We start from the raw sequence: 24,590 nt of genomic DNA, 5'->3' as shown, positions 1-24,590 counted from the left end.
CGATCAGCCTAGAACGAGTGATCCGACCTGACCAGCGGATTAGCGCTGACCCTAATCGTCGACAGTGACCGGAACCACGCTGGACAGTGGAAACATGAGCGCAGTCGCTGCCGTCGGCAACCCAGCCCGCACCGACCTGCCGCGCGCGTTCTGGGCGCTCTGGGTCTGCCAATTGGTGAACCGGCTGGGCAGTTTCGTCCAGCCGTTTCTCGTTCTGTACCTGACGCACGACCGGCACCTGTCGGCCGGTACGGCGGGTGCGGTCGCCGCGGCCGTCGGCGCCGGCTCTGTCGCCGCTCAGCTTGTCGGCGGCACGCTCTCCGACCGGATCGGCCGCCGGTTCACGATGCTGACCTGTTTCTTCGGAACCGGCGCGGCGCTGATCCTGCTCGGGTCGGCGCGCTCGATGGCGATGATCTGGGCGACGGCGTTTCTCGTCGGCCTGCTCGGCGATCTGTTCCGGCCGGCGGTCCAGGCGACGGTCGCGGACCTGCTCAAGCCGGCCGAGCGGGTCCGCGCGTACGGCCTGCTGTTCTGGGCGATCAACCTCGGTTTCTCGGTCTCCACCGTGAGCGCGGGTGCGCTCGCGGCGCTCGGGTACGGCCTGCTGTTCTGGCTGAACGCCGGTACCTCGGTGATCGCCGGGATCGTGATCTGGACGATGGTTCCGGAGAGCCGCCCGGTGCTCGACGAGAGCACTCCGCAGCGGAACTTCCTCGGCGTCGCGCTGCGGGACACCGTGTTCCTGCTGATGATGCTGATCGAGGTCGGGTACGCGACGATCTACTTCCAGGGGTATTCGACGCTGCCGCTGGCGATGTCGGACGACGGGCTCTCCTCGAAGATCTACGGGCTCGTGATCGCGCTGAACGGCGTGGTGATCGTGCTGGTCCAGCCGTTCCTCGGGAGGTGGCTGGCGAAGTTCGACCGGCCGAAGCTACTGGCGACGTCGATGCTGGTGGTGGGGCTCGGGTTCGGGCTCGGTGCCGTGGTGCACAGCTGGTGGGGGTACGGGCTGTCGGTCGTGGTGTGGACGATCGGTGAGATCGGGTTCGCCGCGGTGATCGGTGCGGTGTTCGCGGATCTTGCGCCGATCGATCTCCGCGGCCGGTACATGGGTCTTGGCGGGATGGCGTTCGGCGTCGGCACGGTGGTCGGTCCGCTCGCCGGACCGACCTCGCTCGAGCACTTCGGCCCGGCCGTCACCTGGATCGGCTGCGCCGTCCTCGGCTTGGTGATCGCTGTCGGCCAGTGGTCACTGGCGCCGGCCCTCCACGCCCGGGCCAAGGCAACCGCCGCGGCCGAAGCTGCCGCGGCCGAAGTCAACGCGGGCGTGGCATCCGCATGAGGTGAGCGGTCGCGAGGGTCGCCACCACGGCCGCAGCCGCTAGCCAGAAGGGGCGCTCGAGCGTCGCCGGGTGCCGCAGAAACAGCGTGCCGAACCCGGCGACGCCGAGCGTCCCGCCGAACTGCTGTACCGCGTTCAGCAACCCAGCGGTTGAGCCCGTCTCGTGCGGCTGGACGCGCTGCAACGCCTCGGTGAAGAACGCGGTCGTGAACAGCCCGACGCCGGCACCAGCCGCTGCGAGCGCGGGGAGCAACGCGTACGGCGCGACGAGAACGGCGACCAGCAGTACGCCGAGTCCGACGTACATCAGCCGGGAACCGAACCGCGTGACCAGCCACTGGCCTGCTACCAGCGACGCGATGCCGGTGACCGCGGACCAGGGGAGCAGAGTGAGGCTGGACCGCATGACGGTGTGGTGCAGCGTGAGCTGCTCGTGCAGTACGACGACCAACGTCACGCCGCTCATCACGCCGAAGAACAGCGTCGACGTGAGCAATGCCGGCGCGAAGACGCGATGCTCGAACAGGCTCAGCTCGATCAGCCGACCGTCCTTGCGCCGGCGTTGGTGCAACACGCACACGCCGAGCACGATGACGCCGGCTCCAAGGACCCACCAATCTCGCGACTGCAATACCGGGTAAACCACCAGCGCCGTCCCGGCCGCCAGCAGGAGTGTCCCCACCCAATCGAGTCTCGGACGGTGTGGTGCCTTCGACTCAGGGAGCAGCTTCGCCAGTCCCAGAACGATCAGCCCGAGCGGCACGTTCACGAGAAACACCGCTCGCCAGGAACTCACGTCGGTGATGAACCCACCCAGCAACGGGCCTGAGATGCCCGCAAGTCCCATCACCGGCCCGATCGTCCCCAAGGCCTTGGAGAGCGCCGCACCGCTGAAACCAGCCCTGATCAGCCCAATTGTCTGCGGAATCACCAGCGCCGCCGTCGCCCCCTGCACAGCCCGAGCTCCGATCAACAACCCCGGTGTGACCGCAGCCGCGCAGGCAGCGGACATCACCAGGAATCCAGCGACACCAACCACAAACACCCGGCGTCGCCCGAACATGTCGCCCAGCCGGCCGCCGGTGATCAGCAGCGCTGCGAACGCCAACGTATAAGCCGCGCTGAACCAAGGAATGTCCCCGACCCGCCCGCCAAGCTCCGCATGAATCACCGGCCCCGCAACCTGCACGATCGTCGCGTCCAGCAAGTTCATCCCCTCCGCGATCAACACCCCCACCAATCCGATCCATCGCACCCAGTCCCGCGTCGGTCGGTTTTCGACGGGCGGATCTGGGGTGAGTACGCGCTCTACCGCGTCCTGTGGGCGTCCCCTCGGGGCAGTTGACGTCTGCTCGTTTGTCATGCCTCGACGATCGGTCCTGGGCGCTCGGCTGTTCCATCTGGATGGAAAGATTCGTCGGAATCTTCCATCACGGCCTGCTTTAGGTGATGATTTTCTCGTGCTGGACGAGATTGATCGTGGGTTGATACACGCGCTGCAGGTGGACGGACGGGCGTCGTACAGCCGGATCGGCGACGTGCTCGGGGTCTCGACGCAGACGGTGGCGCGGCGGTTCAACCGGCTGCGGACCGAGGCGGGGCTGCGGGTCGTCGGACTGCCGGATCCTCAGATCGCGGGGCGCTCGCTATGGCTGGTGAGGCTCACTGCAGCGCCGCAAGCCGCGCAGGATCTTGCGGCGGCGCTGTCCCGGCGTCCCGACACCAGTTGGATCAAGCTCGCGGCCGGCGGTACCGAGATCGTCCTCGATCGTCCACACCACGCCCACCGACGGAAACACCCTTCTCCTCCACGACATCCCCAGGACGGCCGGCATCACCTCCGTCTCGGCCCACTACCTGCTCCACCTCTACGTCGGCGGTCCTACCGCCTGGCGAGCTCGCGCCAAGACCCTCAGCCCAACCCAAGAGACCGCTCTCTCGGTCACCGACTCCAAAGCCGGACGGGAGCTGCAGGCTTCGGACGGCCAGTTGTTGCTGGAGCTCGGGAAGGACGGGCGCGCGAGCCTGGTGGAACTGGCGCGGCGGACCGGATGGTCGACCGCGACGGTGGCACGGCGGATCGAGGAGCTGCAGGGGAGTGGGGCGATCTTCTTCGATGTGGACGTGGATCCCGGCGTGTTCGGAGCGACGACCAGCGCGATGCTCTGGTTGTCGGTGCCGCCGGCCCAGTTGGACCGCGTCGGCCGAGCCCTCGCCGAGCACGACGAGCTCGCGTTCGTCGCCGCGACCACCGGGCGGACCAACCTCGTCACCCAGGCCCTCTGCGCCAACCCCGAGGCACTGCACAAGTACCTGATCGAACGAGTCGGCGCGATCGAGCACATCACGTCCATCGAAACGGTCCCGGTACTCCGGACATTGAAAGCGGCCGCGCCCTTCACACCCGGTCTCGTAGGGTTGCGCACATGACGGAGCGGACGATTGATGCGGTGGTGTTCGATATCGGTGGGGTCATCCTGGATTGGAGCCCCGACTACCTGTACGGCGACCTGATTCCTGACGAGGAGCAGCGGACGCACTTCCTCACCAACGTCGCCACCCCGGCGTGGAATCACCAGCAGGACGAGGGGCGCCCGTGGGCGGAGGCGGTTGCCGAGCTCACCAGCTTGCACCCGGAGCACGCGGAGTGGATCGCGGCGTACGACAGCGGCTGGCTGAAGATGGTCAAGGGTGTGTTCGAGGACACGGCGACCCTGGTCGAGGAGGTTCGCGCGCTCGGCGTCCCGACGTACGCGCTGACCAACTTCTCTGCCGAGAAGTGGCAGGTGGCGAAGGACGCGTTCCCGATCCTGACCGGGTTCGACGGCGAGGTCGTCTCCGGGGCCGAGCAGACCGTGAAGCCGGACGAGAAGATCTACCGGATCCTGATCGACCGCTACCAGCTGACCCCGGAGCGAACCTTCTACACCGACGACACGCAGTACAACGTCGACGGCGCCCGCGCGGTCGGCCTCGACGCCGAGCAGTTCACCACGGCCGCCAATCTCCGCCACCAACTCCAGGCCCGCGGTCTCGCCGTCTGACCGAACGCGCCGCCTGAACCGCGCGACCTGGCGGTACTACGCTTGAGGTGTGACTCCGCACCGGAAGAGCACTCGCCCGTGATCCGGGAGATCGACCGTGAGGCCGCCGTCCAGCGCGTCCAGGACGCGTACTCCGACGGCCGGCTGTCGCACGACGAGATGGACCAGCGGCTGCATCAGGTGCTGAGCGCGACCACCCACAACGAGATCGACCGGGCCATCGCGTCGCTGCCGCCGTCGGACCCCGGCCGCTCGCTCCGGATCGGTGCGGCGACCGGTCGGATCCGCCGGAGCGGCGCCTGGCAGGTGCCGCGGAGGCTGACAGTCGCGTCGGCATTCGGCCGCGTGCAGCTGGACCTGACCCGGGCGATCTTCGAGCACCACGAGCTGGACATCGAGCTCAAGCTCGGCACCGGCGGCGCCACGATCCGCGTACCTCGCGACGCGGTCGTCAACGTCGACGGCGTCCACACCGCGATGAAAGACTCGCAGTACCAACCACCCCGTCACTCCAACGGCGCCGGCCCCCGCATCCGCATCACCGGCACCCTAGGCTTCGGCAGACTCCGCATCCGGCACGCCCGGCGCTAGACCGGTGCAGAGATTGTCTCCGTGTATTGCGGGGAGCTTGAGAGGTAGGCCGCCTCGACGTAGATCGTGTTGTCCTGGCAGGTCATCGGGGTGAGGGCGACGCCGGGTTTGCCGCCGTACAGCTGTTGCGGTTTGGGGAGGCCCGGGCGCCAACGCTGGATTGAGTAGGTTTCGTCGCCGGTCGGGCCGACTGTTCGTGTCTCCCAAAGGATCCAGTTGTTGCAGGCAAGGATTGTGTCTGTGACGATCGGGCCGAGTGGGCGAGCGGGGGAGTCACCGGACTCACGGACGTACGCCTTGCTCTGGTACTGATCCGGGTCCGACGCGCTCACCTCCGACCACACCGTTGCCCCGCCCAACGAAGCGCCGCTCCACTGGATGCAGTTGGTTGCCGCTGGCACCGGCCGTACGGCGCCACCCGCGAGCGCGGCCGTCATCACCCGCTTGCACCGGCGCGCAGTCTCCGGCGCGATGATCTCGCTGAACGTGACGGTGTCCGCGGACACCACCGGATCGGCGATGTAACCGGGTGCGGCGACGCAGGTCAGCGGGCGAGCCTTGAGCGTCGCCAGGTCGGCCACGATCAGGCACGAGCGGTTCTTCGCGTCGGTGGAGCTGTAGGCGAACGTCCCGTCGTACGCTCCGATCTCCGGCTCGGACACCGGCGGCAGTGCGCCCAGACTCGCGACCCGGCCGGTGGCGAGGTCGTACCGGAAGACCTTGATCTGCGGATCCGACCCGTCCGAGCGGATGTCCTGGATCAGCGCCCAGTGGTCGTCGATCACGACCGGCGACTGGGCCACGAAGCCGGCCGCGGGCACATGCCGGACCACGACCTTCTTGCTGGTCCGGTCCACGATCGTCGTCGTCCCGGCCTCGTCACTGCCGCGCGTGACGACGTACCGGCGTTGCTGGGTGACCAGGTGCTGACCGTCCATCGGCTGCCGTAGCACCTTCGCCCAAGCCGGCAGCGCGGTATCGGTCGGTGGCCGCGGGGTCGAGGGCGCGACCGTTGGCATCCCCGACGTTGGCGCGACTGACGTTGGCGTTCCGGATGTTGGTGTCCCCGACGGTGCGGCTCCGTCCTTGGTGGACGAGCAGCCGGCGACGGCCAGCACGAGCAGGGTGCCCAGGGCAACGGTACGGCGTCGCATCACAGCCCGATGTTCTGGAAGGTGTTGGCCAGCGTCGCGTTGAACAGCGCACTCGCCGGGATGTTCCGCGGCCCGTCGGTGACGTTCCCGCGGCTGTTGAACCGGCGCTCGTTGAACACCTCGAAGATCGCGATCGTGCCGTTCGCCTTGTCGTACCCGCGGCCGACCTGGTAGTGCCCGCTGTGGTTGAACGCGAGGTACGGGAAGTACCGCTTCAGCAGCTGCACGTGCTCGATCACCGGCGCCTTGTAGACCGCGAAGTGCTTCTGGTGCACGGTGAAGAAGGTCTGCGCGTTCCAGCCCGAGACGCTCTGGACGACGTACGTCCCGGCCGTCTTGGACCACGCGGTCTTCGCGTTGGTCTGCTTCACCATCGAGGAGATCGACGTACCGCCGGACGTCGAGCCGAGGTCCTTGGCCCACGACGACTGCGTGTCCTTCTGGTTGTCATCGGCCCAGTCGATCGACTGGAACGTGGCCGGCCCGCACCAGTACCCCTTCTCCTGCGAGGTCTGGAACCCCTTCATGATGTACGCCGACGCCGGATAAGCGACCGGCTTCGGCGCAGTGGTCGGCGTCGCAGTCGGTGTGGTGGCCGGCGTGGTCGGCGTCGCAGTCGGGGTCGGCGTAGCAGTAGGACTGGCAGTCGGCGCCGGCGCGGCCGAAGCTCGCTGGTCGGCCGTCGTCTGGGCCTCCGCCATCAGTCGCAGCTCCCGCGCCTTCGCCCGCCCGTCCCAGGCGGCCTGCATCTCGTCCAGCTCGGCGCCTACCCGGGCGCTCTTCGGCATCGCCGCCCGCTGTTCGACGAACGCGGCCGGCGTCAGATCCCCGGTCGGGATGTCCTGCTCAACCCCGGCATCGCCCTCGGCCCGCACGCTCGGCGGGCTCATCATCGCCTCCACCTGCGCACCGGTCGGCACCTGGTCGACGAAGCCCAGTCCGAGGCAGTAGTTCTCCGAGTCGAGCTTGAAGCACCGCAGCATCGACTTCGCCTGCTCGGACGCGCTGGCGGACCGCACCTGCACGTCGCCGGGCGACGTAGCCGTCACCTGGTCGACCACCTGGCTCCACGACTTGGCCGCGGGAGGCTCCCCGACCGGCTGATCCGGCTGGGCCGTTGGCGTACCAGTTGTACCAGCCGGACCGTCGGACGGCGGCGACGAAGGTACGCCGGTTGGCGCCGAGGTCGGTGTGGCGGACGGTACCGAGGTGGGGCGGCCGGTGTACTCCGGGTCGCGCTCGTAGGCCTGGGCGGTGATCGGTGCGAGCTGGGTAACCAGGGCACCGAGGAGGACCAGAGTTGCCCCCCGTGCTGCTGTGAGCATTGGGTCTCCCGTGCGGCGTGTGACGGCAGTGACTGAGGGTACGCCTGAGACCACAGTACGTGCTTGTGGCAACAAACGACAGGGGCCTCCGGGCTCCGGCACCCGCGCCCGGCGCACTAGACTTGCGCAGTCCTGCCTGGTGCGACGCTGTGGAGATTCTGTTGTCGGTTCAACCCATCCGCCTGTTCGGCGACCCGATCCTGACCACCAAGGCAGACCCGGTCGTCGACTTCGACGCCGAGCTGCGCCGCCTGGTCGCGGACCTCACCGACACCATGCAGGACGCGCCCGGCACCGGCCTGGCCGCGCCGCAGATCGGCGTCGGGCTGCGGGTCTTCACGTACCACGTCGAGGGCGACCTCGGGCACCTGGTCAACCCGGAGCTGACGCTGTCCGCCGACGAGCAGTTCGGCCCGGAGGGCTGCCTGTCCATCCCCGGCCTGACCTTCGACTGCCGCCGCGCGCTGTCCGTCGTCGCCCGCGGCTTCAACATGTACGGCGACCCTGTCGTGATCGAGGGCTCCGAGCTGCTCGCCCGCGCGCTCCAGCACGAGACCGACCACCTGGACGGCATCCTGTTCGTCGACCGCCTCGACACCGCCACCCGCAAACAGGCCATGAAAGCCATCCGCGAAGCCGACTGGACCGGCCTAGGCGGCCCACCCCGCCTCAAGGTCTCGCCTCACCCCACGAACGGATTTGGACTGTGAGAGTCGTCTTTGCCGGTACGCCGGAGGCTGCGGTTGTTGCGTTGGAGGCGGTTGTTGCCAGTCGCCACGAGGTGGTCGGGGTGGTGACGCGGCCGGATGCGCCGGCGGGGCGGGGGCGGAAGCTGGTCGCTTCGCCGGTGGCGCAGTACGCCGAGGAGCTGGGTGGGATCGAGATCCTCAAGCCGGTCAAGCCGAGCGACCCGGAGTTTCTCGCGCGGATGCGGGACATCGCGCCGGACTGTTGCCCGGTGGTCGCGTACGGCGGACTGCTGCCGCAGGCGGCGCTTGACATCCCGACGCATGGCTGGATCAACCTGCACTTCTCGGTCCTGCCCGCGTGGCGTGGGGCGGCGCCGGTGCAGCACGCGATCATCGCGGGTGACGACGTCACCGGAGCGAGCACGTTCCGGATCGTGAAGGCGCTCGACGCGGGTCCGGTGTACGGCGTACTGACCGAGCCGATCGGTCCGTCGGACACGTCGGGTGATCTGCTGCACCGGCTCGCGGTGTCGGGGTCGAAGCTGCTCGTGGACACGCTGGACGGGATCGAGTCCGGGATCCTGGAGGCGCGGGAGCAGCCGCGTGACGGGGTCACGCTCGCGCCGAAGATCAACGTCGAGGACGCCGAGCTGGATCTGACCGCGCCGGCCCAGCGGGTGGATCGGCTGGTGCGTGGGTGCAACCCGGCGCCGGGGGCGTGGACGATGTTCCGAGGCGAGCGGTTGAAGGTGCTCGCCGTACAGCTCACCGACGACGAGCTGAAGCCGGGTGAGCTGCAGGCGACGAAGTCGAGCGTGCGGGTCGGCACCGGGAGCAAGGCGGTCGAGTTGGTGACGGTGCAGCCGCAGGGCAAGAAGCCGATGGCGGCGGCGGACTGGGCCCGTGGGGTCCGGTTGACCGACGAGGATCGGCTGGGTCCGGCCGCGTGAGTGATCGTTCTCCTCGTAATCGTGGACCGCAGCGTCGGCCGGACGGTGTGCGGCGGGTCGCGTACAAGGTCATCCGTCAGGTCACCGGCGAGGGCGGCTACGCGAACCTCGTCCTCAACAAGGCCCTCCGCGAGGCGCGACTGAGCGGTCGGGACGCTGCCTTCTGTACGGAGCTCGTCCACGGCACGCTCCGCTGGCAGGGTACGTACGACGCGTTCCTGGCCCGCAGCGTGTCGCGGCCGCTCGCGGACCTCGACCCAGAGCTCCTGGACATGCTCCGCCTCGGCACCCACCAACTCCTCAACATGCGCGTCGACTCGTACGCCGCCGTCGACGAGATGGTCACCCTCACCCGATCCGAACTCGGCCAGAAACGCACCGGCCTCGTCAACGCCGTACTCCGAAAAATCAGCCAACGCACCCTTGACCAGTGGATCTCGACCACTGCTCCGAAGGACGATGAGCTGGCCTACCTGGCCATCGCGAAGGCCCATCCCCGCTGGGTCGTTGACGCGTTCGACCGCGTTGTCCCCAACGAGCTGGAGGCACTCCTCGACGCCGACAACGAGCCGCCGCGGGTGACGTTGGTGGCTCGGCCTGGGGTGGCATCGGTGGATGAGCTCTCAGGTGCGACGCCGGGGAGGTGGTCGCCGTATGCGGCTGTGTTGGAGCAGGGTGGGGATCCGGGGCGGATCGAGGCTGTGGCTACTGGGCGGGCCGGTGTGCAGGATGAAGGGTCGCAGTTGGTGGCGATTGCGCTGGCGTCGGCGGTCATCGAGGGGGACGACGCGAACTGGCTGGACCTGTGTGCGGGGCCTGGCGGGAAGTCGGCTCTGCTGGCGGCGCTGGCCTATCAACGCGACGGGAAGCTGACAGCGGTTGAGCCGTTGAAGCATCGGGCCGAGCTGGTTCGCTCCAACCTGCGGGCGATCCCGGGGGAGCACAAGGTGCTGGTCGGGGATGGGACGAAGCCGACCTGGCCGGCCGGATCGTTCGACCGGGTGCTGGCGGATGTGCCGTGCAGCGGGCTCGGCGCGCTGCGCAGGCGGCCCGAGGCGCGCTGGCGGCGTACCCCGGAGGACGTCAAGGAGCTCCGTCCGCTCCAGGAAGCCCTCCTCGATTCCGCGATCACCTCCACCAGATCCGGCGGCGTGACGGCGTACGTCACCTGTTCCCCGCACCCCGACGAGACCCGCGCGGTGGTTGACGCGGTGCTCGCTCGGCGCGGAGATGCGAAGCTCGAGGACGCCCGCCAACTCTTCCCAGGCGTGCCCGACCTCGGCGACGGCCCCGACGTACAGCTCTGGCCGCACCTGCACGGAACCGACGCCATGTACCTCGCGCTGATCAGGAGAACCTGACCCCAGTCAGCACCTAATGCATGAGTCGGTCATGATAGTGACGTGACAACAACCGCCGCACCGCCTGCCCCCGCGACCCGGCGGCGTCAGGTCGTCGGACTGGCCTCGGCGTTCGGGATCGGCATGCTGGTCGCCGTTCAGTCGCGGCTCAACGGCGAGCTCGGCGGCATCCTCGGCGACGGCGTACCCGCTGCGCTGATCTCGTTCGGCACCGGCCTGCTGCTCCTGCTCATCGCCACCGCCCTGATCCCACGCGTCCGCAAAGCCCTCGCGAACGTCTGGCAGACGATCCGCACCCCCATGCGCGGGTACGGCGGCCTGCGCTGGTACCAGTGCCTCGGCGGCCTCGCCGGCGCGTTCCTCGTCGCCACCCAGTCGATCACTGTCTCGGTGATCGGCGTCGCGGTGTTCCTGGTCGCAGGCGTGGCCGGCCAGGCGATCAGCAGCCTCGTTGTCGACCGGATCGGTCTAGGACCTGCCGGCCCCCAGCAACTCACCACGTTGCGCGTCGTCGGCGCCGCGGTCGCGCTGGTCGCGGTCGCCCTGGCGGTATCCGGTCAGCTTGCCCACCCCGATGGACTGCTCCTCGCCGTCCTGCCCGCGCTCGGCGGTGTGGGCACCGCCGTACAGCAGGCCATCAACGGACGCGTCGCACGAACCGCCTCCGCCGACGGGTACGGCGCAGTCGCCGCCGGCGTCGTCAACTTCCTGGTCGGGTTCGCCGCGTTGCTGCTCGTTTTCGTCGTCGACCTCGCGTTCCGCGGTACGCCGCGGCACCTGCCGAGCGAGCCCTGGCTGTACTTCGGCGGCGCGTGCGGCGTCGTCTTCATCAGCGCCGCGGCCGCCGTCGTACGCGTGGTCGGCGTGTTCGTGCTCGGGCTCGGTACGATCGCCGGTCAGCTCATCGCGAGCCTGTTCATCGACGTGTTCCTGCCCGTGGCGGACAAGCCGATCACCTCGACGGTGGTCGCCGGCACCCTGCTCGCCCTCGTCGCCGTCGTGGTCGCCGCCGTACCCAACCTGCGGAGCGCCTAGACGGCCTCTGCCACCACCAACGGCTTCCGGCGGAACGACCCGAGCAGACCCTGCGACACGGCAACGCCGAGCAGTACGACGAGGCCGCCGACCGGCTGGTACCACGCGATGTGCTCGTGCAGCACGATCACGCCAACCACGATCGAGAAGACCGGCATCAGGTACGTCACCATCGACGACCGGCTCGCACCGATCAGCCGGATGTTCCGCAAGCTCAGCACGAACGCGAGCCCGCTGCCCAGCGCACCGAGCGCGACCACGCTCAGCACGACCTTGATCGACAACGACCACGGCACCGGCGGCGCCTGCCGGGTGACGATCGGCGCCACGATCGCCAGCTGAACCGTTGCGCACAGCAACAACGTCGCCGACAGCGTGGTGCCCGACAACGACGACCCGGCCAGGAACCGTTTCTGGTAAGGGATCGCGAGCCCGTAGAACATTGCCGCGAGCATGCACAACCCTTGACCGAGCAGGTCGGCGCCACCGTCGACGTGCCATGCGCCGAGTACGACGAGCATCCCGGTGAACCCGATCAGCAGACCGAGCACGCGCTGCACCGAGAACGTCTCGGTCCGGAAGATCAGGACGGCGATCGGCAGCACGATCAGCGGGGTGATCCCGTTCCAGATGCCCGCCAGGAGCGAGGGGATGCGCTGCTCGCCGTACCCGAACAGCGTCCACGGGATCGCGGATCCAATCGCGCCGGCCACGAACGAGTGCGCCCACACCCGCGGGTCCCGCGGCAACGACTCGCGCTTGACGACCAGGATCGCGAGGAGCACGAGCGAGCCCGCGATCACCCGCCCGAGGGCCAGGTACAGCGGCGGCAGCTCGCGCACGCCGACCGAGATGAACAGGAAGCTGCACCCCCAGATGGCAGCCAGGGCCAGCATGGTCGGAAGCCAGGACGCGACCGGAATCTTGTCGCTGCTCGTGTCAGTAGTCGTAGGTGCGCTCACTCCTGACATCTTGCACTACGCCGGGGACACTTCGGGGATCTTTATCCGCAATCGGGCAGAGTTTGGTGAGTAATGAACAGCACGTAGCGACGACCGTCAGGGGCGAGAGAGGATGACGGTCATGAGTGCCTTCGACGTGGTGGCGGTCCGGAAGCAGTTCCCCGCACTCGAGGAAGGAGCGGCGCACTTCGACGGTCCCGGCGGGTCGCAAACCCCGCAGGTGGTCGCCGACGCCGTTGCGAAGACCATGACCTCGGCCCTCGCGAACCGCGGGCAGCTCACCCCGGCGGAGCGCCGCGCCGACGAGATCGTCGTCAACGCCCGGCAGGCGATGGCCGACCTGTTCGGGACCACCGCGCAGGGCGTCGTCTTCGGCCGCAGCATGACCCAGCTGACGTACGACTTCTCCCGGACGCTCGCCAAGTCCTGGTCGACCGGCGACGAGGTGATCGTCTCGCGTCTCGACCACGACGCGAACGTCCGCCCCTGGGTCCAGGCCGCCGAGGCGGCCGGCGCGACCATCAAGTGGCTCAGCTTCGAACCGCAGACCTCCGAGCTGGACGACATCGCGCCGCTGCTGTCCGACCGCACCCGGTTGGTCGCGGTGACCGGCGCCTCCAACCTGCTCGGCACACGGCCGGACACCGAGGCGATCGCCGAGCAGGTCCACGCGGCCGGCGCGTTGATCTACGTCGACGGCGTCCACCTCACCGCGCACGCGCCGGTCGATGCGTCGTACGCCGACTTCTACGTCTGCTCGCCGTACAAGTTCTTCGGCCCGCACCTCGGCGCGCTGACCGCCAAGCCGGAGCTGCTCGAGACGCTGACGCCGGACAAGCTGATGCCGTCGACGAACGTCGTACCGGAGCGGTTCGAGTTCGGCACGCTGCCGTACGAGTTGCTGGCCGGGACGACCGCGGCGGTCGACTTCCTCGCCGGCCTCGCCGGCCTCGCCGGCCTCGGCGGTCGCGGTGATACCCGTCGGGAGCGGCTCCTGAGCTCGCTGAAGCTGGTCGAGGAGTACGAGGACGGCCTGCGCGACGATCTGGAGGCTCGGCTGGCCGCGATCCCCGGGGTCACGCTCTACGGGCACGCGGCACATCGCACGCCGACCCTGCTGTTCCGGCTCGAGGGCCACGAGCCGGCCGCAGTTGCCGCGCACCTTGCAGCCGCGGGCGTCAACGCGCCCGCCGGTTCGTTCTACGCCTACGAACCCGCTCGCCACCTGGGCCTCGGCCCGGCCGGAGCGGTCCGCGCCGGCCTCGCGCCGTACGTCGACCAGTCCGATGTCGACCGCCTGGTGGACGCCTTGACCACGCTGGCGGTGAATAAGTAAAGTCTGTGGGGAAATGAGAGAACCGAGCGCGGTCTTCGTCCAGACGGACCTCTCGGACGGACTGACGAGCGCTCCCCGCACCGGCGCGACCTGGTCCGCCAGGGGTATCGAGATCGCCTGGGCCGACGGCACGGTCGAGGTCACCGCCGACGCTGTCGCCCGCGTCGCACTCCGCTGGTCCGAACGACTCCCGCCCGGTGCGCTCATCCTCGGTGACGCCTGGGAACGCTCGTACGGCGACCTGCAGTGGCGCCACCAGCAACCCGACCGTCTCCTGCCGTGGTACTTCCTCGCCCACGACCCGGCCACCGGTACGACGACCGGCGCCGGCGTGGACGTGCAGCCGAATGCCTTCTGCTCCTGGACCGTCGATGCGGACGGCTACACGCTCTGGCTCGACCTCCGCAACGGCGGCGGCCCGACCCGGCTGGCCGGCCGGACGCTCGTCGCGGCGAGTGTGCGACCCTTCAAAGACGCCGGTACACCCTGGCAGACCCTCAACGCAGCGGTCGCCTCTCTGAGCACCCGGCTACCGGAGCGACCTGAGCCCGCGCCGGTAGTCGGGGCTAATAACTGGTACTACGCGTACGGCGAGAACTTCGACGAGAAGGCGGTCCTCCAGGACGCCGCCACCGTCGTCGAACTCGCCGACGGGCACCCGGTCAAGCCGTTCAGCGTCGTCGACGACGGCTGGTACCCGGGTGGAGTCTGCTCCGGCGGCCCGTGGGACCGCGGTATCCCGGGCGTCTTCGACGACCTGGCCGGCACGGCGGCCACGATCAAGTCGCTCGGCGCACGCCCGGGCCTGTGGTTCCGCCCGCTCTTCGTCCGCGAGCCGTCGCCGCGGGCGTCCGCGGTCCCGCACGACGCCGCGGGCCGCGCGCTCGACCCGACGTACCCCGAGGTGCTTGATGGGATCCGCGCCGACCTCCAGCGCTTTCAGTCCTGGGGATTCGAACTCGTGAAGCACGACTTCAGCACCTTCGACGTCTTCGGACGCTTCGGACCAGCGATGGGTTCTCGCCTCACGGGCGACGGCTGGCAGCTGCACGACAACACCCGGACGACAGCCGAAGTGATCCTTGACCTCTACCGCGTGATCCGGGACGCGACCGACGCCGTAGTGATCGGCTGCAACACCGTCGGCCACCTAGCGGCCGGGCTGGTCGACGTCCAGCGGAGCGGCGACGACACCTCCGGCCGGGACTGGGAGCGGACCCGGAAGATGGGCGTGAACACGCTCGCGTTCCGGCTCCCGCAGCACGGCCGGTTCTTCACCGTGGACGCGGACTGCGTGCCGTGTACGCAGGAGACGCCGTGGGAGCTCAACGAACGGTTTCTGCAGCTGATCGCCCGATCCGGTACGGCTTTGTTCGTCTCGATCGATCCAAAGGCACGGACCCAGCGGTCGGACAGGGCTCTGCGCGACGGTATACGGTTGGCGCTCAGTGGCGGTGAGGCGCCCGGGATCGAGCCGCTCGACTGGCTCGAGAACACCACACCCAACGCATGGCGAGCGGGCGGCGAGACCATCCACTACGACTGGTCACGTCCGTGGGGTGCGGACCCGATCAACTGACTGGGGGCAGGGTGTGACAGTTCGTCCAGGTCGCCGCGGCACCAATCTGGACCGGGTCGGCGGTTTCAACGACGCGGTCGTGCTGGACGCGATCCGCCGCAGCGAGCAGCTGAGCCGGGTCGAGCTCGCGGAGGCGACCGGGCTCTCCGGCCAGGCCATCTCCAACATCGCCCGCCGGCTGCTCGACGCCGGGCTGGTCCGCGAGGCCGGGCGGCTGCGCGGTGCCGGGATCGGCAAACCGCGGACCCTGCTCGAGCTCGAGCCCGCCGGGCAGTACGCCGTCGGCGTGCATCTGGATCCGGCCGTCGTCACCGTCGTACTGCTCGACCTCACCGGCGAGGCCGTCGCGCGCCGGCGGATGCTGATCGAGGACGCGGACAAGCCCGACGTACTGATCGATGCCATCGCGGCGACGATCGAGGACGTCCTGCTGGAATCTGGTGCGCCGCGGGACCGGGTCACCGGGGTGGGCATCGCTGCGCCCGGTCCGATCGATGTCGAGCGCGGGGTCGTCGTCGACCCGCCGAACCTGGCCGCCTGGCACCTCGTGCCGCTGCGCGACGAGCTGCGGGAGCGGACCGGTCTGCCGACCGTCCTCGACAAGGACGTGACCGCTGCGGCCTCGGCGGAGAAGTGGGCCGGGCAGGGCGGAAGCTTCGTGTTCTTCTACCTCGGGACCGGCGTGGGCGCCGGGCTGGTGATCGCCGACGAGGTCGTTCGGGGTGCGTCCAGCAACGTCGGCGAGATCGGGCACGTGATCGTCGACCCGGACGGGCCGGTCTGTTACTGCGGCCGGCGTGGCTGCGTGGGGGAGACCAGCCAGCCGCGATACTTGGTGCAACAGGCGGTGCACGCCGGAGTGATTGCCCAAGGCATCGATATCGACGATCGGCAGGCGGTGGACGTCGCGTTCGCCGGGTTGTGCGCACAGGCTGCCGCCGGGCCCGGGCTGGCGCGGGAGATCGTGGCCGCGCTGGCCGAGCGAATCGCCAAGGTCGTCGAGGACATCGCGAACCTGCTCGACCTCGATCGCGTCGTCTTCGGCGGTCCGCACTGGGAGCAGCTCGCACCGACCTTCGTCGACGTGGTCCGGAAGGCGCTGGACGGCCGGTTCCTGGTCCGGGCGGTGCATCCGTTCGAGGTCGCCGGGACGTCGCTCGGTGCCGATGTCGGCGCGATCGGCGCGGCCAGCCTGGTCCTGGACCAGACGTTCTCCCCGAATCCTTCCGTATTGATGCAGAGCAGCGCGCTCGTCGGTGAAAGGTGATGTGTTGATGATCGACCCCGAGGTCCTGGCCCGCGCGACGGAGGCCGTCCAGCGGGCCGGCGGCGACGCGGTGATCGCGGAGATGTTCCGGCGCTCGATGGCCGAGAACCTGCCCGCGGTCGCCGAGCGGCAGCCGGACGGGACCACGTTCGTACTCACCGGCGACATCCCGGCGATGTGGCTGCGCGACTCCGCGGCGCAGCTCCGGCCGTACCTGCTGCTGTGCAAGGACGATCCGGGTCTGCAGGACGTGCTGATCGGCGTACTGCACCGGCAGCTGTCGTACGTCGTCCTCGATCCCTACGCGAACGCCTTCAACAAGTCGCCGAACGGTGCGGGCCACGTCACCGACGAGACCGAGATGTCGCCGTGGGTGTGGGAGCGGAAGTACGAGATCGACTCGCTGTGCTTCCCGCTCGAGCTGGCGTACCGGCTGTGGCGGATCACCGGTCGCGCGGACGTGATCGACGAACGGTACCGGGCCGCGGCAGAGGCGATCGTCGAGCTGTGGACCGTGGAGCAGGACCACGAGGCGAAGTCGCCGTACCGCTTCCAGCGACTGGACGACCGGCCGTCGGACACGCTGGTGCGGGAGGGGCGCGGGCAGTTGACCCGGCCGACGGGGATGTCGTGGAGCGCGTTCCGTCCTTCTGATGACGCGACCGAGCTCGGCTTCAACGTGCCGGGCAACATGTTCGCGTCGGTCGTGCTCGGCTATTTGGAGGAGATCGCGACCGAGGTACTACGCGACCCGTCGCTGGCCGATCGTGCGAAGGCGTTGAAGGCGGATATCGACGAGGGCATCGCGCAGTACGCCGTGGTCGATCACCCGGTGCACGGGCGGGTGTATGCCTACGAGGTCGACGGAATGGGCGGGACGTTGCTGATGGACGACGCGAACATGCCAAGCCTGTTGGGGATCCCGCTGACCGGCTACGCGGCACCGGACGACCCGACGTACCTGGCCACGCGCGCGCTGCTGTTGAGCCCCGAGAACCCCTACTACTACAGCGGTTCAGCGGCCTCCGGTATCGGCAGCCCGCACACGCCTCCGCGCTATATCTGGCACATAGCCCTGGCCGTCCAAGGCATCACCAGCACCTCCGCCGAAGAACGCCAAGCTTTGCTCGAACTCCTCCGCGACACCACCGGCGGCACCGGCCTCATGCACGAAGGCTTCGACGTCGACGACCCCACCCACTACACCCGCGAATGGTTCTCCTGGGCCAACGCCATGTTCTGCGAACTAGCCCTCGTCCACGCCGGCATCAAGTAGAAAAGAACAGAGAAAAGAACAAGGATATATGGTTGGTGCGTGGCTGGGTCGCGCGGTATCCGCCAGTAGCAGTCACGTGGCCGCCCTAGTACTCCAGCCCTAGTTCGTGATCAGGTGAGTGGGGCTGTCGTTGGCGGTGGTGGCACTCGCGGGCTCGGGTTCGGCGCCGTAGACCTCATCGCCGGCCACCTACGACGCTGGGATACAGGCGTCGAACGCCCGGGTGATCATCTCCCGCGCGAGCGTCGATTGGTGGCGAACCTGACCTCGGCGGGCACTCCCGCAGCACGGCAACGATCGGGGTCTGTGGTCCACGACTGCGGCAGACACACAGCCCGGTCGATGAACGCGTGCCCGGTCTCTCAGCGGCGTAGACGAGGTAGACACCGCCTCGGCGCTCCAGACCGACCGTGCCGGCTGGTGCTGCATGCCATCCGGCGACGCCTCGTCGGCATGCTCGGCGGTCGTTCAACAGTTGATCCGCGGCAGCCCGGCCAGCAAGGGAAGCAGGAACCACCGCACCCGGCACCCGGGAGACGGCGCGGGTGCTGCTTTGGGGGTTACTGATGGAGGCCGCCGAGTTGGTGGAGCATTGTGAGGTCGTCTCGGATTGCCCAGCGTTCGGCGATTCGGGCGTTGCGGAGGCGGTAGGCGAATGCGACGTCTCGGGTGCAGACGCCCTCGGCCAGGTCGAAGCCGCGGAATGCGCCGCCGGGCCAGTGCAGTTCGCGCGTGCCGAACTGCACGACCATGTCATCCTCGGCGACAACGAACGACTCCACCCAACGGCCGGGGTGGCGAGCGCGGCCTGCCGCGGTCAAGAACTGCCTGGTGCCCTCGATGCCCGGGGGCATGTGTGGGGCGAGCGCGTGGTTGACGAGGTCCGGGGTGCAGAGCGCGTCGAGGCGGGACAGGTCACCTGTGCCGTTGCCGAGCTCGTCCAACTCCTGTACGACCGCCTTGTTCTCAGAGAGGTTCATGCCCCTCTCGATATCACTCGTCCGCACCGCGGGGAAGTCGCGCCGCCGGAGTGCGACCTGTGGGCCTTGCTCGCGAAGTCGATCACGGGCTACCACCAGGTGAGCCTGCGGGCGACAGCCCGCCACCAGCCGGGGACATTGCCGACCGCCACGTCCCAGATCACGAACTACGGCTGGAGTACCAGGCTGGTTATGGCGCGCACAGGAGGCGGTTCCGTCCCAGGGGCGAGGGTGAATCTCAGCAAGAGTCTGCTCAGCTGGTGAACAAGCACGGGTTAAGAGTCGGCTGGCCAGGAAGGCTGACTCGGCGATCGGTGGCACTAAATGTGAAGGACAGGGGGCGGGTGCGAGGGTAGCCTCCGGGGATCATGGAGGCTTTTGAGGTTTCGCGGGCTGTTGCGACTGCGGGGGCGATTGCTGCGTCGGTTGGCGTGGTGGTTGAGGACGCGGTGGTGCTGCACAACTCGAACAAGTTGGCTCTGCGGTTGGTGCCGGGTGGGGTGTTTGCTCGGGTGGCTCCGGAGGGGGAGGAGGTTGCGGAGTTCGAGGTACAGCTCGCGCGGGAGTTGGGGGAGATTCGGGCGCCCGTGGCTCGGCCGTGGAGTGCCGAGGTTTATCGGCGGGACGGGTTTGTGGTGACGCTGTGGGAGTACTACGAGCCGGTCGCATCAGAGGTTGAGCCGGTTGAGTACGCCCGGGCGTTGGAGCGCCTGCACGACGGTATGCGGAAGGTGGAGCTGACGAGTCCGCGATTTACGGATCGGGTCGCGGAGGCTCAGAAGATCGTCGCCGAGGTGGAGCTTTCGCCGGAGCTGACGGCGGCGGATCGGGTGTTTCTGGGTGGTCGGCTGAGGGACCTGCGGGAAGCGATCGAGGGGCGTGGGGTCGCGGAGCAGTTGTTGCACGGGGAGCCGCATCCGGGGAACTTGCTCGGCACGACGCACGGTCCGTTGTTCATCGACTTCGAGACCTGTTGTCGCGGGCCGGTGGAGTTTGATCTGGCGCATGTGCCGGAGGCTGTGTGTGAGCACTACCGGGGTGTGGATCAGGCGTTGCTGGACGACTGTCGGCAGTTGGTGCTTGCGATGGTTGCTGTGTGGCGGTGGGATCGCGGGGACCAGTTCCCCAACGGGCGCCAGTTCGGTGAGGAATTGCTGCGGATTCTGCGAGAAGGACCTCCGTGGCCGACATTGGACGCAGTGGTGAAGCGGGTGGAGAGCACCTAGGAGCCGCGCCAGTGGCAGCAAACCGTGAGTCAAGTGACGTCGCGGTGGCGGGTGGTCCAGGTGGCTACGGCGGCGAATGTGGCGCAGTAGACCAGCAGGGTGAGCAGGGCTCGGGTTCCGGTGACGGCGTCTCGTACGCCGGGGGGTGCGTCGGTGGTGGACATGCCGGTGACGGCGAACACCAGGGAGCCGGCGTTGGTGCCGGGGAGGAGGTTTGCGAGCCACTTGAGGCTGGGGAGCAGGCTGCTGACGACGCCGGCGAGTAGCGTCTCGATGCCGAGGATCCACACCACGCCGAGCCCGATCGGCAGCGCAACGTTGCGGAAGGCAACGGCCAGGACAGCGCCGGCCAGGCACCACATCATCAGCACCAGCCAGCCGCCCGCCAGGCCCTTCAGCAGTGCACCGATCGTTGGCCATGCCATCGACCCGTCCTCCGCGGCGGCGATGCCGACGCTGCAGAGCATGCAGGCGGTGAAGATGCCGAGCACCCAGAGCACGATCATGGTGCCGAGGGCAAGGAACTGGGCGCCGAGAACGGTGCCGCGACCGGGACGCTGGGTCAGCACCGTCTTGAGCGTGCCCCAGTTGTACTCGCCGCCGATCACGATCGCGCCGAGCACCAGGGCCAGCGCGCCGGCGAAGATCGGGTATCCGCCGATCGTGTTGTCCAGCACGCGTTCCGGCAGCATCCCGTGCAGGATCTCGCTGCGCGGTACGCCGGTCGTCTCCGGGTTGTCGTCGCCGGTCGCGTACCCGAGGTACGGCAGCAGGTAGCCGAAGATCAGGCTCAGCACCAGCCCGGCGCCGAAGAGCACCCAGACCGCGGATCGTTTGCGCAGCTTCAGCAGCTCGGCGCGGTAGCTACCCAACATGAGCCGTCTCCTCGTTGGTGGTGAGCTCGAAGAAGATGTCTTCCAGGGCTCGCTCGGTGCTGTGCAGTTCGGAGACGGCGATCCCGGCCTCGACCAGGACCCGGTTCACCTCGGCGGCCCGGTCCGGCGCCACCTTCACCCGCAGCGTGTCGTCGTACTGGTGCACGCTGCCGAACCGGGTCAGGATCGCCTGGGCCTTGTCCTTCGGGGTGGCGCGGACGACGAGCTCCTGCTCGCCGCGCAGTTCCTCGACGTTGTGCTCGGCAACCATCCGGCCGGCGTTGATGATCCCGACCCGATCGCAGATCTGCTGCACCTCGCCGAGCAGGTGACTCGACAGCAGCACGGTCTGCCCGCTGGTCCCGAGCTCGCGGATCAGCCGGCGCATGTCGCGCATACCGGCCGGGTCGAGCCCGTTGGTCGGCTCGTCGAGGATGACCAGCTCGGGGTCCTTGAGCAGCGCGGCCGCGACACCGAGCCGTTGCTTCATCCCCAGGGAGTACGTCGAGAACCGGTCGCGGGCCCGATCCGCGAGGTCGACGAGCTCGAGTACGTCGTCGATCCGCAGCCGCGGCACGTCGGCGTACTCCGCCAGCAGCCGCAGATTGTCCAGCCCGGACAGGTACGGGTAGAACGCGGGCGACTCGATCATCGACCCGGTCCGGCCGAGTACGTCGGCCTGTCCGGGCCGCCCGCCCAGCACCCGTACGTCGCCGCTGGTCGGCGCGATCAGCCCGGTCAGGATCCGGAGCGTCGTGGTCTTCCCTGCTCCGTTCGGCCCGAGGAACCCGTAGACCTCACCCGGCAGCACCTTCAGATCGACACCATCGACCGCCACGGTGTCGCCGTACCTCTTCGTCAATCCGCTGACTTCTACAAGCGCATCCATACCTAGAGCGTGGCTTTCAGCACCCTCCCACCGCGTCGCCTCGGGGGAGTGACCGCACCTACCGCCCCCGGAGTACTCGCCGACCCCGGTGGAGTAGTCAGCCCAGCCAGCCGGGGCGGACCAGGCCGGTCTGGTAGGCGACGACGACCAGTTGCGCGCGGTCGCGGACGCCGAGTTTGATCATGGCTCGGCTGACGTGGGTCTTCGCGGTCGCTGGGCTCAGGACCAAGCGCTCGGCGATCTCGTCGTTGGACAGGCCTTCGCCGACGAGCGCGACGATCTCCTTCTCGCGTTCGGTGAGGACGTCGAGCTCTTTGCTGGCGTGCGGCTGGCGGCTGCGGGAGGCGAACTCGGCGACCAGGCGGCGCGTAACGCCGGGAGAGAGGAGCGCGTCGCCGCGGGCGACCACCCGGACGGCCTGCAGCAGCTCGACCGGCTCGGTGTCCTTCACCAGGAACCCGCTCGCCCCGACCCGCAGCGCCTCGAAGACGTACTCGTCCAGGTCGAAGGTCGTCAGGATCACCACGTGTACGCCGGCGAGCTCCGGGTCCGCGCCGATCTGCCGCGTCGCGTCCAGACCGTCCGTCCCCGGCATCCGGATGTCCATCAGCACCACATCGGGCTTCTCGGCCCGTGCCGCGGCGACCGCCTGGGCGCCGTCGGAGACCTCGCCGACCACCGTGATGTCGTCCTCGGCGTTCAGCAACGACCGGAACCCGGCCCGCACCAACGCCTGGTCGTCCGCCAGCAGCACCCTGATCATGCGCCCCACGCTAAGGCATCACTCAGGCCAGCAGCGCGCACTCGGCTCGGCCAGCGCTGCGCGTCCAGGTCGGTCCGCGTCGGCAAGCTCAGGCCAGGCCGGCGTCGTGGGCCAGGAGGGCGATCTGGGTCCGGTTGCCGAGCTCGAGCTTGGTGAGGATGTGCGAGATGTGCGCCTTCACCGTCGCCAGGCTCATGTACAGCTCGGCGGCGATCTGCGCGTTCGCCTTGCCCTGCGCGACCGCGAGCATCACGTCGTACTCCCGCGGTGACAGCCGCTTCAACGACTCCTGTGCGATCGTGTGCGCATCGGCCTGCGTCGCCGCCTTGTCCATCAGCCGCCGGGTGATCGCCGGCGACAGGATCGGATCCCCGGCCGCGACCCGCCGTACCGCGTCGACGATCTGCGCCGGCGGCGTGTCCTTCAGCAGGAACCCGCTCGCTCCGGCGCGCAACGCGTGCAGCACGTTCTCGTCGGTGTCGAATGTGGTGAGTACGACGACCTCCGGCGGGTTGGTCCGCGCCCGGACCCGCTGCGTCGCGACGATCCCGTCCACCCGCGGCATCCGCAGGTCCATCAGCACGACGTCGGGGAAGTGCGCGTCCACGGCCGCCGGTACTTCGGCGCCGTCGGCGGCCTGGCCGACCACGGAGATCCCGTTCGCGCCATCGAGCATCATCTCCAGGCTGGCCCGGACCAACGCGTCGTCGTCCACGACCAGCACCCGGATGATCTGCTCATTCATGCGGCCACGGTAGCGAGGCCTGCAGCCGGAACCCGCCACCGGGCTGCCGGCCGTGGTCCAGAGTGCCGCCGGCGAGCTGCACCCGCTCGGTCAGCCCGACCAGCCCGGTTCCGCTGCCGGGCGTGAGCGGGGTCCCGTTGGACGCCGGGTTGGTCAGCTCGATCCACAGCCCGCTACCGGGTTGCCCGGTCACAGTCACCGTCACCGGGTAACCGGCGGCGTGCTTGCGAGCGTTCGTCAGGCCTTCCTGCATGACCCGGTACGCCGTTCGTCCGGTTGCCGGCGGCAACGACGTGGCGTCGGACACGCGGTCGTCGTACGTGACCGTCGTACCGGCCTCGCGCGACTCCTCGACCAGCGCCGCGAGGTCGGCGAACGTCGGCTGGGGACGGCCGCCGGGCAGTTCGTCGATGTCGGTGTCGCGCAGGACGCTGATCACCTCGCGCAGCTCGTCGAGGGCTTGGTGTACGCCGGTACGGATCACGCCGGCCGCCTTAGCGAGACGCTCCGGGGACGAGTCCGGGCGGTACTCGAGGGCGCCGGCGTACGTCGCGAGCAGCGAGAGGCGGTGAGCGAGGACGTCGTGCATCTCGCGGGCCATCTTGGTGCGCTCGAGGGTGCGGGCTTCGGCGACACGGCGGCCCTGCTCGGCCTCGGCGCGGTGGGCGCGTTCGCGGAGGGATTCGAGCAGTTGCTGGCGGGATTGGGTGCCTTGGCCCCAGCCGAGCAGGGCGGCGTGGACGGCGACGTCGAGGACTGCGAACCAGAGGTAGGGGAGGCCGTGGATCGGTTGCCAGATGCCTTGGATCAGGTGACCGACGGTGCCCGCGAGCGCGACGAGGACCGCGGTGCGGAGGGGGCGGCGGAGTGCGACGGTCAGGGTGCCGACCGTGGAGGCCGGCGTACCCGCGGGGGAGAGCGCGGCCAGGGCCGCTAGTGCGACCGCGCTGTGCACCGGGCGGCGGACGAGCACCGGAATCAGGCCCACCGAGAGCAGGCCGACCACGAGGTCGAGCCACAACCACTTGTGGTGCGCCTGATCGGACCAGCGCCCGACGATCGTCGTCGCGGTCAAAACCCCCACCGCGACCGTCGACGCGGCAACAGCCCGCACGTCCGGCCTCCGCGGCTCACAAATCTCCTCCATGCCGCCGACCCTAAGCCGCCCCGCTCTCCCCAACCACCAACCAAAGTA

The 24,590-nt window shown here is 68.9% G+C and carries 23 protein-coding genes and 1 pseudogene; 14 read left to right on the top strand and 10 right to left on the bottom strand.

The genetic code is table 11. The features are described 5' to 3' along the window. Nucleotides 1-94: 94 nt before the first annotated feature. Nucleotides 95-1,348: an MFS transporter gene (locus tag AB0E69_RS09785; protein WP_360142201.1), complete on the top strand. Its 1,254-nt coding sequence runs from the start codon at nt 95-97 to the stop codon at nt 1,346-1,348. Here AB0E69_RS09785 and AB0E69_RS09780 read toward each other — a convergent pair. Next, entirely contained in the window at nt 1,323-2,585 is a 1,263-nt protein-coding gene (locus AB0E69_RS09780) for an MFS transporter (protein WP_360142199.1), read from the bottom strand. The genes AB0E69_RS09785 and AB0E69_RS09780 overlap by 26 nt on opposite strands. 124 nt (nt 2,586-2,709) lie before the next feature. On the opposite strand from AB0E69_RS09780, the pseudogene AB0E69_RS09775 reads away from it, so the two are divergent. The 4 genes and pseudogenes from AB0E69_RS09775 to AB0E69_RS09760 all read left to right on the top strand — a co-directional run. Then, nucleotides 2,710-2,925: pseudogene (locus AB0E69_RS09775) on the top strand (AsnC family protein); the annotation flags it as partial. A gap of 115 nt (nt 2,926-3,040) precedes the next feature. Continuing rightward, on the top strand, nt 3,041-3,778 hold the full coding sequence (locus AB0E69_RS09770; protein WP_360143014.1) for an Lrp/AsnC family transcriptional regulator: 738 nt from the start codon (nt 3,041-3,043) through the stop codon (nt 3,776-3,778). Beyond that, nucleotides 3,775-4,392: an HAD family phosphatase gene (locus AB0E69_RS09765; RefSeq protein ID WP_360143012.1), complete on the top strand. Its 618-nt coding sequence runs from the start codon at nt 3,775-3,777 to the stop codon at nt 4,390-4,392. Before AB0E69_RS09770 ends, AB0E69_RS09765 begins: the two co-directional genes overlap by 4 nt. 78 nt (nt 4,393-4,470) lie before the next feature. After that, nucleotides 4,471-4,983, top strand: coding sequence for a DUF1707 domain-containing protein (locus AB0E69_RS09760; RefSeq protein WP_360142197.1), 513 nt, complete (start codon nt 4,471-4,473; stop codon nt 4,981-4,983). On the opposite strand, the gene AB0E69_RS09755 is transcribed toward AB0E69_RS09760, so the two are convergent. Both AB0E69_RS09755 and AB0E69_RS09750 read right to left on the bottom strand, forming a co-directional pair. Beyond that, entirely contained in the window at nt 4,980-6,137 is a 1,158-nt protein-coding gene (locus tag AB0E69_RS09755; RefSeq protein WP_360142195.1) for a hypothetical protein, read from the bottom strand. The genes AB0E69_RS09760 and AB0E69_RS09755 overlap by 4 nt on opposite strands. Beyond that, on the bottom strand, nt 6,137-7,462 hold the full coding sequence (locus AB0E69_RS09750; protein WP_360142193.1) for a hypothetical protein: 1,326 nt from the start codon (nt 7,460-7,462) through the stop codon (nt 6,137-6,139). Before AB0E69_RS09750 ends, AB0E69_RS09755 begins: the two co-directional genes overlap by 1 nt. A gap of 161 nt (nt 7,463-7,623) precedes the next feature. On the opposite strand from AB0E69_RS09750, the gene def reads away from it, so the two are divergent. The 4 genes from def to AB0E69_RS09730 are packed head-to-tail and all read left to right on the top strand — an operon-like array spanning nt 7,624 to nt 11,497. Next, on the top strand, nt 7,624-8,172 hold the full coding sequence (gene def / locus AB0E69_RS09745) for a peptide deformylase (RefSeq protein WP_360142191.1): 549 nt from the start codon (nt 7,624-7,626) through the stop codon (nt 8,170-8,172). Further along, complete coding sequence (gene fmt, locus AB0E69_RS09740) at nt 8,169-9,101, top strand: methionyl-tRNA formyltransferase (RefSeq protein ID WP_360142189.1); 933 nt, start codon at nt 8,169-8,171, stop codon at nt 9,099-9,101. The genes def and fmt overlap by 4 nt, the downstream gene beginning before the upstream one ends. After that, on the top strand, nt 9,098-10,462 hold the full coding sequence (locus tag AB0E69_RS09735) for a transcription antitermination factor NusB (RefSeq protein ID WP_360142187.1): 1,365 nt from the start codon (nt 9,098-9,100) through the stop codon (nt 10,460-10,462). Before fmt ends, AB0E69_RS09735 begins: the two co-directional genes overlap by 4 nt. Before the next feature lie 42 nt (nt 10,463-10,504). Next, a complete protein-coding gene (locus AB0E69_RS09730) occupies nt 10,505-11,497 on the top strand; it encodes a DMT family transporter (protein ID WP_360142185.1) in 993 nt (330 codons plus the stop codon). Here AB0E69_RS09730 and AB0E69_RS09725 read toward each other — a convergent pair. Next, nucleotides 11,494-12,459, bottom strand: a complete 966-nt coding sequence (locus AB0E69_RS09725) for a DMT family transporter (protein WP_360142183.1) — start codon at nt 12,457-12,459, stop codon at nt 11,494-11,496. The two genes, AB0E69_RS09730 and AB0E69_RS09725, sit on opposite strands and share 4 nt — an antisense overlap. Nucleotides 12,460-12,580: 121 nt before the next feature. Here AB0E69_RS09725 and AB0E69_RS09720 point away from each other — a divergent pair, with 121 nt between their 5' ends. Genes AB0E69_RS09720 through AB0E69_RS09705 form a run of 4 tightly spaced genes read left to right on the top strand, consistent with a single transcriptional unit; the run spans nt 12,581 to nt 17,917 of the window. Continuing rightward, on the top strand, nt 12,581-13,795 hold the full coding sequence (locus AB0E69_RS09720) for a cysteine desulfurase-like protein (protein WP_360142181.1): 1,215 nt from the start codon (nt 12,581-12,583) through the stop codon (nt 13,793-13,795). A gap of 13 nt (nt 13,796-13,808) precedes the next feature. Then, nucleotides 13,809-15,374, top strand: a complete 1,566-nt coding sequence (locus tag AB0E69_RS09715; RefSeq protein WP_360142179.1) for a hypothetical protein — start codon at nt 13,809-13,811, stop codon at nt 15,372-15,374. A 13-nt stretch (nt 15,375-15,387) separates the two neighbouring features. Then, a complete protein-coding gene (locus AB0E69_RS09710) occupies nt 15,388-16,641 on the top strand; it encodes an ROK family transcriptional regulator (protein ID WP_360142177.1) in 1,254 nt (417 codons plus the stop codon). A 7-nt stretch (nt 16,642-16,648) separates the two neighbouring features. Continuing rightward, nucleotides 16,649-17,917 carry a glycoside hydrolase family 125 protein gene (locus AB0E69_RS09705; protein ID WP_360142175.1) on the top strand — a complete coding sequence of 423 codons (1,269 nt, stop codon included), beginning with the start codon at nt 16,649-16,651 and terminating at the stop codon, nt 17,915-17,917. Nucleotides 17,918-18,477: 560 nt separating this feature from the next. Here the strand turns inward: AB0E69_RS09705 and AB0E69_RS09700 are convergent. Next, complete coding sequence (locus AB0E69_RS09700) at nt 18,478-18,897, bottom strand: ester cyclase (RefSeq protein WP_360142173.1); 420 nt, start codon at nt 18,895-18,897, stop codon at nt 18,478-18,480. Nucleotides 18,898-19,265: 368 nt separating this feature from the next. On the opposite strand from AB0E69_RS09700, the gene AB0E69_RS09695 reads away from it, so the two are divergent. Then, the gene (locus tag AB0E69_RS09695; RefSeq protein WP_360142171.1) at nt 19,266-20,123 is read left to right on the top strand and encodes an aminoglycoside phosphotransferase family protein; all 858 of its coding nucleotides are present in this window, start codon (nt 19,266-19,268) and stop codon (nt 20,121-20,123) included. Nucleotides 20,124-20,152: 29 nt separating this feature from the next. Here AB0E69_RS09695 and AB0E69_RS09690 read toward each other — a convergent pair whose 3' ends face one another. The 5 genes from AB0E69_RS09690 to AB0E69_RS09670 all read right to left on the bottom strand — a co-directional run bounded on the left by AB0E69_RS09690 (nt 20,153) and on the right by AB0E69_RS09670 (nt 24,542). Beyond that, on the bottom strand, nt 20,153-20,998 hold the full coding sequence (locus tag AB0E69_RS09690; RefSeq protein ID WP_360142169.1) for an ABC transporter permease: 846 nt from the start codon (nt 20,996-20,998) through the stop codon (nt 20,153-20,155). Then, nucleotides 20,988-21,887 (bottom strand): ABC transporter ATP-binding protein, encoded by a 900-nt coding sequence (locus AB0E69_RS09685; protein WP_360142167.1) that lies wholly within the window; start codon nt 21,885-21,887, stop codon nt 20,988-20,990. Before AB0E69_RS09685 ends, AB0E69_RS09690 begins: the two co-directional genes overlap by 11 nt. Before the next feature lie 97 nt (nt 21,888-21,984). After that, a complete protein-coding gene (locus AB0E69_RS09680; RefSeq protein WP_360142165.1) occupies nt 21,985-22,650 on the bottom strand; it encodes a response regulator transcription factor in 666 nt (221 codons plus the stop codon). Between the two features lie 88 nt (nt 22,651-22,738). After that, nucleotides 22,739-23,395 carry a response regulator transcription factor gene (locus AB0E69_RS09675; RefSeq protein ID WP_360142163.1) on the bottom strand — a complete coding sequence of 219 codons (657 nt, stop codon included), beginning with the start codon at nt 23,393-23,395 and terminating at the stop codon, nt 22,739-22,741. Continuing rightward, a complete protein-coding gene (locus tag AB0E69_RS09670; protein ID WP_360142161.1) occupies nt 23,388-24,542 on the bottom strand; it encodes a histidine kinase in 1,155 nt (384 codons plus the stop codon). Before AB0E69_RS09670 ends, AB0E69_RS09675 begins: the two co-directional genes overlap by 8 nt. Nucleotides 24,543-24,590: the final 48 nt, after the last annotated feature.

It is taken from the genome of Kribbella sp. NPDC026611 (genome assembly GCF_040638345.1).
Taxonomy (GTDB): Bacteria; Actinomycetota; Actinomycetes; order Propionibacteriales; family Kribbellaceae; genus Kribbella.
Note: the sequence above shows the minus strand (reverse complement) of the source record. Positions and strands in the feature narration are given on the sequence as shown.

What these genes read in the sequence shown, in the direction of transcription:
- AB0E69_RS09750 (WP_360142193.1), bottom strand. Translation starts at nt 7,462, where the DNA reads ATGCTCACAGCAGCACGGGGGGCAACTCTGGTCCTCCTCGGTGCCCTG.
- AB0E69_RS09685 (WP_360142167.1), bottom strand. Translation starts at nt 21,887, where the DNA reads ATGGATGCGCTTGTAGAAGTCAGCGGATTGACGAAGAGGTACGGCGAC.
- AB0E69_RS09690 (WP_360142169.1), bottom strand. Translation starts at nt 20,998, where the DNA reads ATGTTGGGTAGCTACCGCGCCGAGCTGCTGAAGCTGCGCAAACGATCC.
- AB0E69_RS09675 (WP_360142163.1), bottom strand. Translation starts at nt 23,395, where the DNA reads ATGAATGAGCAGATCATCCGGGTGCTGGTCGTGGACGACGACGCGTTG.
- AB0E69_RS09695 (WP_360142171.1), top strand. Translation starts at nt 19,266, where the DNA reads ATGGAGGCTTTTGAGGTTTCGCGGGCTGTTGCGACTGCGGGGGCGATT.
- AB0E69_RS09705 (WP_360142175.1), top strand. Translation starts at nt 16,649, where the DNA reads ATGATCGACCCCGAGGTCCTGGCCCGCGCGACGGAGGCCGTCCAGCGG.
- AB0E69_RS09765 (WP_360143012.1), top strand. Translation starts at nt 3,775, where the DNA reads ATGACGGAGCGGACGATTGATGCGGTGGTGTTCGATATCGGTGGGGTC.
- AB0E69_RS09720 (WP_360142181.1), top strand. Translation starts at nt 12,581, where the DNA reads ATGAGTGCCTTCGACGTGGTGGCGGTCCGGAAGCAGTTCCCCGCACTC.
- AB0E69_RS09715 (WP_360142179.1), top strand. Translation starts at nt 13,809, where the DNA reads ATGAGAGAACCGAGCGCGGTCTTCGTCCAGACGGACCTCTCGGACGGA.
- AB0E69_RS09680 (WP_360142165.1), bottom strand. Translation starts at nt 22,650, where the DNA reads ATGATCAGGGTGCTGCTGGCGGACGACCAGGCGTTGGTGCGGGCCGGG.
- AB0E69_RS09785 (WP_360142201.1), top strand. Translation starts at nt 95, where the DNA reads ATGAGCGCAGTCGCTGCCGTCGGCAACCCAGCCCGCACCGACCTGCCG.
- AB0E69_RS09700 (WP_360142173.1), bottom strand. Translation starts at nt 18,897, where the DNA reads ATGAACCTCTCTGAGAACAAGGCGGTCGTACAGGAGTTGGACGAGCTC.
- AB0E69_RS09755 (WP_360142195.1), bottom strand. Translation starts at nt 6,137, where the DNA reads ATGCGACGCCGTACCGTTGCCCTGGGCACCCTGCTCGTGCTGGCCGTC.
- AB0E69_RS09670 (WP_360142161.1), bottom strand. Translation starts at nt 24,542, where the DNA reads ATGGAGGAGATTTGTGAGCCGCGGAGGCCGGACGTGCGGGCTGTTGCC.